This is a genomic window from Brevundimonas diminuta ATCC 11568, assembly GCF_000204035.1.
GTDB classification, from domain to species: domain Bacteria; phylum Pseudomonadota; class Alphaproteobacteria; order Caulobacterales; family Caulobacteraceae; genus Brevundimonas; species Brevundimonas diminuta.
Genome location: NZ_GL883086.1, coordinates 1,399,946 through 1,407,408, shown reverse-complemented (window position 1 = coordinate 1,407,408; position 7,463 = coordinate 1,399,946). Strand labels below are relative to the sequence as shown.

4 protein-coding genes, 1 tRNA gene and 1 pseudogene are annotated in these 7,463 nt (G+C 67.3%); 3 read left to right on the top strand and 3 right to left on the bottom strand.

The window, feature by feature from the left end; translation table 11 throughout:
• Window positions 1–296 precede the first annotated feature (296 nt).
• The 3 genes from BDIM_RS10675 to BDIM_RS10665 form a co-directional block, all read right to left on the bottom strand.
• The gene (locus tag BDIM_RS10675; protein ID WP_003165605.1) at window positions 297–776 is read right to left on the bottom strand and encodes a redoxin family protein; all 480 of its coding nucleotides are present in this window, start codon (window positions 774–776) and stop codon (window positions 297–299) included.
• Window positions 777–808: 32 nt separating this feature from the next.
• Window positions 809–882: transfer RNA gene (locus BDIM_RS10670), tRNA-Cys, on the bottom strand.
• 98 nt (window positions 883–980) lie between these two features.
• Entirely contained in the window at window positions 981–2,408 is a 1,428-nt protein-coding gene (locus tag BDIM_RS10665) for an amino acid permease (protein ID WP_003165604.1), read from the bottom strand.
• 325 nt (window positions 2,409–2,733) lie between these two features.
• Between BDIM_RS10665 and BDIM_RS10660 the strand changes: the two genes are divergently transcribed.
• The 3 genes and pseudogenes from BDIM_RS10660 to BDIM_RS17975 all read left to right on the top strand — a co-directional run.
• On the top strand, window positions 2,734–4,242 hold the full coding sequence (locus tag BDIM_RS10660; protein WP_112999925.1) for a hypothetical protein: 1,509 nt from the start codon (window positions 2,734–2,736) through the stop codon (window positions 4,240–4,242).
• An 89-nt stretch (window positions 4,243–4,331) separates the two neighbouring features.
• Window positions 4,332–7,025: a TonB-dependent receptor domain-containing protein gene (locus tag BDIM_RS10655; protein ID WP_003165602.1), complete on the top strand. Its 2,694-nt coding sequence runs from the start codon at window positions 4,332–4,334 to the stop codon at window positions 7,023–7,025.
• 214 nt (window positions 7,026–7,239) lie between these two features.
• Window positions 7,240–7,463, top strand: a pseudogene (locus tag BDIM_RS17975) (type II secretion system protein N); the annotation flags it as partial.

Genomic DNA, 7,463 nt, shown 5'->3' with positions numbered 1-7,463 from the left:
GAGGCGGCCCATGACCTCGCCCGTCGACGGGTTCTCGATCGGCAGGGTCGCGTTGGGGGCGCCTGCGGGGCGCCAGACGCCGTCGATGAAGAGCTTATCCGTGGGGAAGGGCGCGACCATGTCGTTAGGCTCACTATGAGAGCGATCCCCCTCTGGTTCGCCGTCCAGGATAGTGGGCACGATAACGGATCAGGCGCCAAGCCCTTTATGGTTTTGGCCTAAGTCACTGTTTTTGTGTTCTGAGTGCTCAATAAAATGAGCGTTTGACGCTGGGGCAAGCAGGCGCGGGCGTCTTTTCACGCGGCGGTTGCGGGCTCCAGCAGCAGGGCCATGATCTCGGCGCCCAGCATCATGTCCGAGACGGGGCCGAAACGGCGCATCCGCATCCGGCCCAGCCGGTCGACCAGCACCAGACTGGGCGTGCCCTGAAGATTGAAGGCGGTCATGGTGCGCGGCGCCGTCGTATCGGCCGAGGGCGCGTCGACGGCGACCGGGAAACGACAGCCGTGCTCGGCCAGCCATTTTGTCAGGCCTGCGCGGTCCGACTGCTGGTCGTGATGCTCGAACACGCTGTGGACGCCCAGGACGGCGACCTCGCCGGAGGTGAAGGTCTCGGCCACGCGCCGGGCCTGGGGCAGGGCGTAGTGGGAGCAGCCGGGGCAGAGGCGTTGCAGGAAGGCGATGCAGACGACCTTGCCGCGCAGGTCTTCCAGGCGCACGGGCTCGGGCGTGTTCAGCCATTCCACGGCGTCGATCGAGGGGGCGAGACGGTGCATGGCGGCGGCTCCTGAAAGGCAGGGCGCCCCGATGGAGGCCGGACCTGGAATCGAACCAGGCTGGACGGATATGCACTCCGCCGCGTAACCGCTCCGCCATCCGGCCATCGGGGCGAGGCGTCTGGATAGCAGGCGGCGCCGGGGGCCGCCTGGGCCGGTTGCGGATTAGCGGCGGCGCCGGTTGCAGCGCCCCCTCTATAGGGATCAGTCGGCGGCGGCCTGTTCGGCTTCCCTGGCCTCGCGGCGGGCGACGCTGAAACGACGGCCGTAGAGCAGATAGGCGCCGACGCCGATCACGTTCCAGATCAGGAACCACAGCTGCGTTTTCTGCGGCAGGCTGGCCAGCAGATACAGGCAGCCGGCGATGGCCACGGGGCCGATGACCCAGGCCAGGGGCGTGCGGAAGCCGCGCGGCAGCTCGGGCGAGCGACGACGCAGGATCAGCATGCACAGGGCCACGGAGCTGAAGGCCACCAGCGTCCCGGCGTTGGCCAGCGCGACGATCTCGCCCAGGGGGAAGAACAGGGCGATGGTCCCGACGACGGCGGTGGTGAAGGCGGTGATGCGCAGGGGCGCGCCCTTGGCCGACAGTTGCGACAGGCCGCGCGGCAGCAGGCCGTCGCGCGCCATGACGAAGAAGATGCGGCTCTGGCCGTAGAAGAAGGCCAGGATGACGGTCGGTAGGGTCAGCACCGCCGTGACGGCCAGGAAGTGAGCGGCGCCCGGCTGGCCGATCTCGCGCAGGATCAGGGCCAGCGGCTCGGGGCTGTTGGCGAACAGGGTGAAGGGCGCGGCGCCCAGGGCCGCCGTGGCGATGACGGTGTAGATGGCCGCGCAGACCAGCATGGAGCCGATGATGCCGATGGCCAGGTCGCGCTTGGGATTGCGGGTTTCTTCGGCCGCAGTGGCGATGGCGTCGAAGCCGTAGAAGGCCGAGAAGATGATGGCCGCGGCGGCCATGATGCCGCGCTCGACCCCGTCCTCGCCCATGGTGCGGCCGAAGCCGTAGGGATTGAACGGCTCCAGATTGGCGGCGTTGAAGTGGGGCAGGGCGAACCAGACGAACAGCACCAGGGCCGACAGCTTCACGACCACCAGGGCCAGGTTCAGCGTGGCGCTCTTGCGGGTGCCGATGATCAGCATTCCGGCGATAACCAGGATGATGAACAGGGCCGGGACGTTGGCCACGCCGCCCGCGTGCGGTCCCTGCATCAGGGCCATGGGCAGGCCCAGCCAGTCGTGCAGCAGGGGCGCGGCATAGCCGGACCAACTGACGGCCACGGCGCTGACCACCAGGCTGTATTCCAGGATCAGGCTCCAGCCGATGATCCAGGCGACGACCTCGCCCAGGACGACGTAGTTGTAAGTGTAGGCGCTGCCCGAGGCGGGGATGGTCGAGGCCATTTCGGCATAGGCCAGGGCGGCGCAGGCGCAGACGAAACCTGCGATCAGGAAGGACAGCAGGACGGCCGGGCCGGCCTTGTCCGCGCCGATGCCGATCAGGGTCAGGATGCCGGTGCCGACGATGGCGCCCACGCCCATGGCCATCAGGTGCGGCCAGCTGAGACTGCGGGTCAGGCTGCGTTCCTGCGCGTTGACAGTGATGCGCTTACGCACGTTCCAGCCGCCCATTCGGTGTCTCGTCTTCTTGTGTGTCGGGACCGGCGGGAAGACCGGCGCGCTGTGTTGCGCCAGACGCGTCCTGGATACAAGCGTCACACGGACCTCGGCCGCGGCTTTGAGGCGCGGGAGGGCGAGGCGCTACCTCCGTCGCCGGACATTTTGTCACTCAAGCGGCGACAAAACGGCAAGAAACCTAAGCCGATCCGTCACTGAAGCGCGCAAGCTTCGGAAACCGCAGTCGCTATCCATGCCGCCGAGGCAGGAGGGAAGCAGGGCCGTCCGTGACGGACAGGCCGCCCACTGTCGCATCTTTTGACCAGACCGGTGGATGACGATGAACAGCAGCTTCAAGACCATGCTCGCCGTGGCGGCCAGCGCGCTCGCCCTGGCGGCCTGCGGCGGCTCCGCCGAGGTGGCCTCGCCCGGCGAAGGCGACTTCGGCAATGGGAACGGCAACGGCAATGGGAACGGCAATGGCAATGGCGGCAACGGCCAGGCCGCGGCTGACTGTCCGACCGGCTTCGCCAACGTCGGCACCATGGCCAACGGCACGCTGCGCAACTGCCAGCTCCCGCAACAGATCAACGGCGCGCTGACCGTGCCGCTGCGCGCCGGCACCATCTACTCCATCTCGGGTCGCACGGCCGTCGGAACGGACGGCGGCGTCGACGCCTCGGCCAACACCGGCACCCAGGGCATCCTGACGGTCGAAGCGGGCGTGACCATCTTCGCCTCGGGCGGCGGCGACTACCTGCTGGTCAACCGCGGCTCGCAGATCTACGCCGAAGGCACGGCCACGCAGCCGATCGTCTTCACCAGCCGCCAGAACGTCGAAGGCGCGACGACCGAGAACTCGCACGGCCAGTGGGGCGGCATCGTCATCGCCGGCCGCGCGCCGCAGGCCAACTGCCAGCTGACTGCGCCTGTCACCTGCACCGGCCAGGTGGAAGGCACCAACGCCTTCTACGGCGGCGGCAACGTCAACGACAACTCGGGCCGTCTGCGCTACGTCCAGATCCGCTACTCGGGCTTTGAGATTTCGACCGGCAACGAGCTGCAGGCCCTGACCCTGGCCGGCGTCGGCGCGGGCACGACCATCGAATACGTCCAGTCCTACAACTCGTCGGACGACGGCATCGAAATCTTCGGCGGCAACGTCAACCTGAAGCGCATCGTCATCAACGGCGCCGACGACGACGCCTTCGACACCGACACCGGCTGGCGCGGCGGCGCCCAGTTCGGCATCGTGACCCAGCGCGCCCCGAACGCGACCAGCCGCTCGGCCGGTTTCGAGTTCTCGGCCGCCCCGGCCTCGACGCCGCTGGCCCAGCGCTACAACTCGCAACCCAAGATCGCCAACTGGACGATGGTGGGCCGCAACTCGCCGACCGACGCCCACACCGTCGCCCACTTCGACACGGGCACCAAGGCGACCGTGGTCAACTCGGTCTTCACCAGCGTGGCCGGCTCCAAGGCCGGTTGCCTGGATATCGCCGACGCCGACACCGCCAGCGTGAACCCGGTGTTCAACTCGGTCTTCATGTCGTGCGGGATTTCCTACCGTCCGAACAATGCGACGCGTTCGGAAACGGTCTTCAAGGCCGGTACGAACAACACGGCCAATGGGACGTCGACCCTGACGGCGCCGACCGCAGGCGTGACCATCGCCAACCAGTCGCTGACCTTCATCAACGGCGCCAACGAAGCCGCCGTGACTCCGTTCAAGGCTTCCAGCGTCCACGCCGCCTTCGTCGACACCGACTACATCGGCGCCGTGAAGAACGCCTCGGACACCTGGTGGCAGGGCTGGACCTGCGGCCTGACCGCCAACGCGAAGTGCTGATGAACCCTCTGGCGAGGCGGCGGTCCGAAAGGGCCGCCGCCGACCCTTTGAGCGTCCAGCCTCTCTCGACCTACGCAAGGCAGCCGAACATGAAGAACAAGACCCTGACCCGTAACGGGCTGCTGCTGGCCAGCAGCGCCCTGGTCGCCGCTTTCGGCGCGCCCAGCCTCGCGCTCGCCCAGGCGTCCGCTCCCGTCGCCGCCGTGGCTCTGAGCAATGAACTGCCCGCTGATCCGGAAAGCCCGGATCAGGTGTCGCAGACCCCAGCCACCCAGCTGGGCGATATCGTCGTCCTGGGCCGCAACATCCCGCAGCCGAACCGTCAGAGCGCCGAGGTGGCCGCTTTCCTGACGTCGGAAGACCTGCAACGCACCGGCGACTCCACCGCCGCCGCCGCTCTGACCCGCGTGACCGGCCTGTCGATCGTCGAAGGCCGCTTCGTCTATGTGCGCGGCCTGGGCGAGCGCTATTCCTCGGCCCTGCTGAACGGTTCGCCGCTGCCCAGCCCCGAGCCGCTGCAGCGCGTGGTGCCGCTGGACCTGTTCCCCTCCAGCATCCTGGCGGGCGTGACGGTTCAGAAGTCCTATTCCCCCAACTACCCGGGCGAGTTCGGCGGCGGGGTCATCGACCTGCGCACCGTGGACGCCCCGGCCGAGCCGTTCCTGACCTTCAAGGCGGGCATCGGCGGCAACACCGAGACGACGGGCCGCGACAACCTGGTCTATTACGGCTCGGACACCGACTGGACCGGCTTCGACGACGAGACCCGCAAGATTCCGGGGCCGATCGACCTGGCCTTCCGTACCGGCAAGCAGATCAACATGGCCAACTTCTCGGCCGCCGAGCTGCAGCGGATGGGCCGCTCGATGGTCAATGCGCCGCTGCGTCTGATGCAGCGTCAGCAGACGCCGGTCGACGGCAGCCTGGAGCTGGCGGGCGGTTTCCGCACCCCGACCGAGGTCGGCGATCTGGGCGTCATCGCCGTGGCCGGCTACGACAACTCTTGGCGCACCCGTCAGGCGATCCAGGAAGAGGGCCAGTTCCAGGGCGACGACCTGGTGCCGGTCTCGACCTTCGACGTCGAGTCCAACCAGAACGACGTGCGCCTGAACTTCCTGGGCGGCCTGTCGCTGACGTCTGACGATCATGAGGTGAAGTGGACCAACCTCTACGTCCGCACCACGACCAAGCGCGCGCGCACCTCGGCCGGGCCGGACTTCGACGCCGGCGGCAGCGTGATCCGCAACGACTACACCGAGTGGTTCGTGCGTCAGCTGTTCACCAGCCAACTGGCGGGCGAGCACTACTTCGGCGCCGACGGCGAGTGGAAGCTGGACTGGCGCGCGGCCTACGCCAAGACCTCGCGCGACGCCCCCTATGAATCGCGCTTTCAGTACGGCGTCGACGCCCAGGACCGCTTGATCCACAACGTTCAGGGCAACCAGATCTCGTTCAGCGAGCTGGACGACGAAATCTGGTCCGGCGGCGTGGACCTGGCCTATAAGCTGCCGATGGCGGCGGGTCGCGAGGCGACCATTAGCGTCGGCGCCTCGACCCTGGACAACACCCGCTCGGCCGAGCGTCACGACCTGCAGTTCGAGGCCGTCAACGGCCTGACCGACAGCCAGCGCCGCGCGCGGATCGACTATCTGTTCTCGGACTACAACATCAATCCGTGGACCCTGCAGCTGCGCGAGATCGCCGGCTCGAACGGCGCCAACGCCTATGATGCGGAGATGAAGGTCAACGCGATCTACGCCATGGTCGACGCCGAGTTCGTGCCGACCGTGCGCACCACCTTCGGCGTCCGCTTCGAGGACGGCCAGCAGAGCGTGACCCCGCGCGACCTGTTCGGCGGAACGCCCGCCTATGAGGCGACGGAGATCGAAGAGCAGTACTGGCTGCCGTCGTTCACCGCGACGTGGAACTTCACCGAGGATCAGCAGCTGCGCTTCGGCGCGTCCAAGACCATCGGCCGTCCGCAGTTCCGCGAACTGGCGCCCCAGGCCTACACCGACCCGGAAAGCGATCGCGTCTTCATCGGCAACCCCTATCTGACGGACACTGAGATCCTGAACCTGGACGCGCGCTGGGAATGGTATTTCGGCCGTCAGCAGTTCGTCACGGCGGGCGTCTTCTACAAGAAGCTGGACAAGCCGGTCGAAGCCGTGATCGTCGATGTCGGCAACCAGCGCCAGCAGACCTTCCTGAACGCGCCGGAAGCGACCGTTATGGGCGTCGAGGCCGAGGTGAAGAAATACTTCGAGTTCGCCGATCAGGCGGCCTTCATTTCGAACAAGCGCTGGCTTGTGCAGGCCAACTACACCTGGTCGGACTCCGAGGTTTCGGTCGGCGAGGGCGACACCGTCATCACCCTGGGCGGCGGCGGCCGTCCCGAACAGGCGTCCTTCTTCATCCAGGACGGCAGCCGCATGCAGGGGCAGTCCGAGCACGTCGCCAACCTGCAACTGGGTTGGGAAGACGACACGGCCCGCTCGCAGGCGACCTTCATCCTGAACTACGTCTCGGAGCGGACCACCGCGCGCGGCGCGGGCGTCGGCACGGCGCGCGAGCCGGACTATGTGCAGGAGCCGGGCGCCTTCCTCGACTTTGTCTATCGCAAGGACTTCACCGTGAAGGGCCGCGACCTGGGCTTCGCCCTGGAGCTGCGCAACCTGCTCGGGACGGACTTCGAGGAGTACCAGGAGAAGGGCAACAAGATCCGCATCAACCAGTACGATCTGGGCCAGAGCGCCTCGGTCAGCCTGACGGCGCGTTTCTAAGCGCAGACTGAGCCTGACATTTGAGCCGGGAGGTCTAGCGGCCTCCCGGCTTTTTTTGTCCCTCTTCCATCGGGGGAGGGTGAATGTTTCGCGTCATATCGTCTGAACCCGCCGCATCTGTCGTGACAACTTCTCGGCGCTGTCATGGTTCGGAGCGAGCCGGGTACGGAGCATCCGCCTAGGGAGGCGTTGCGGCCGCGAGAGGCCGTGGGGGATGTCTTCCTTGCTCGCTGGCCTTCGCAAACTGAGCGCCGTTTCGTGGGGCAAGGGCGGCCTGTCCTTTGGCCGCCTATCCCTTCGTCGTCCGCCGTTGCGGCGCGTGGTCGAGGCGGCGTTGATCCTGCTTCTTCTGGTGCAGGGCGGGCGGCTGGTCTGGCTGTTCGCGGCGCCGACACCGCAGGCCGTGGAGGCGCGGCCTCTGCCGGAGGTCGACCTGGG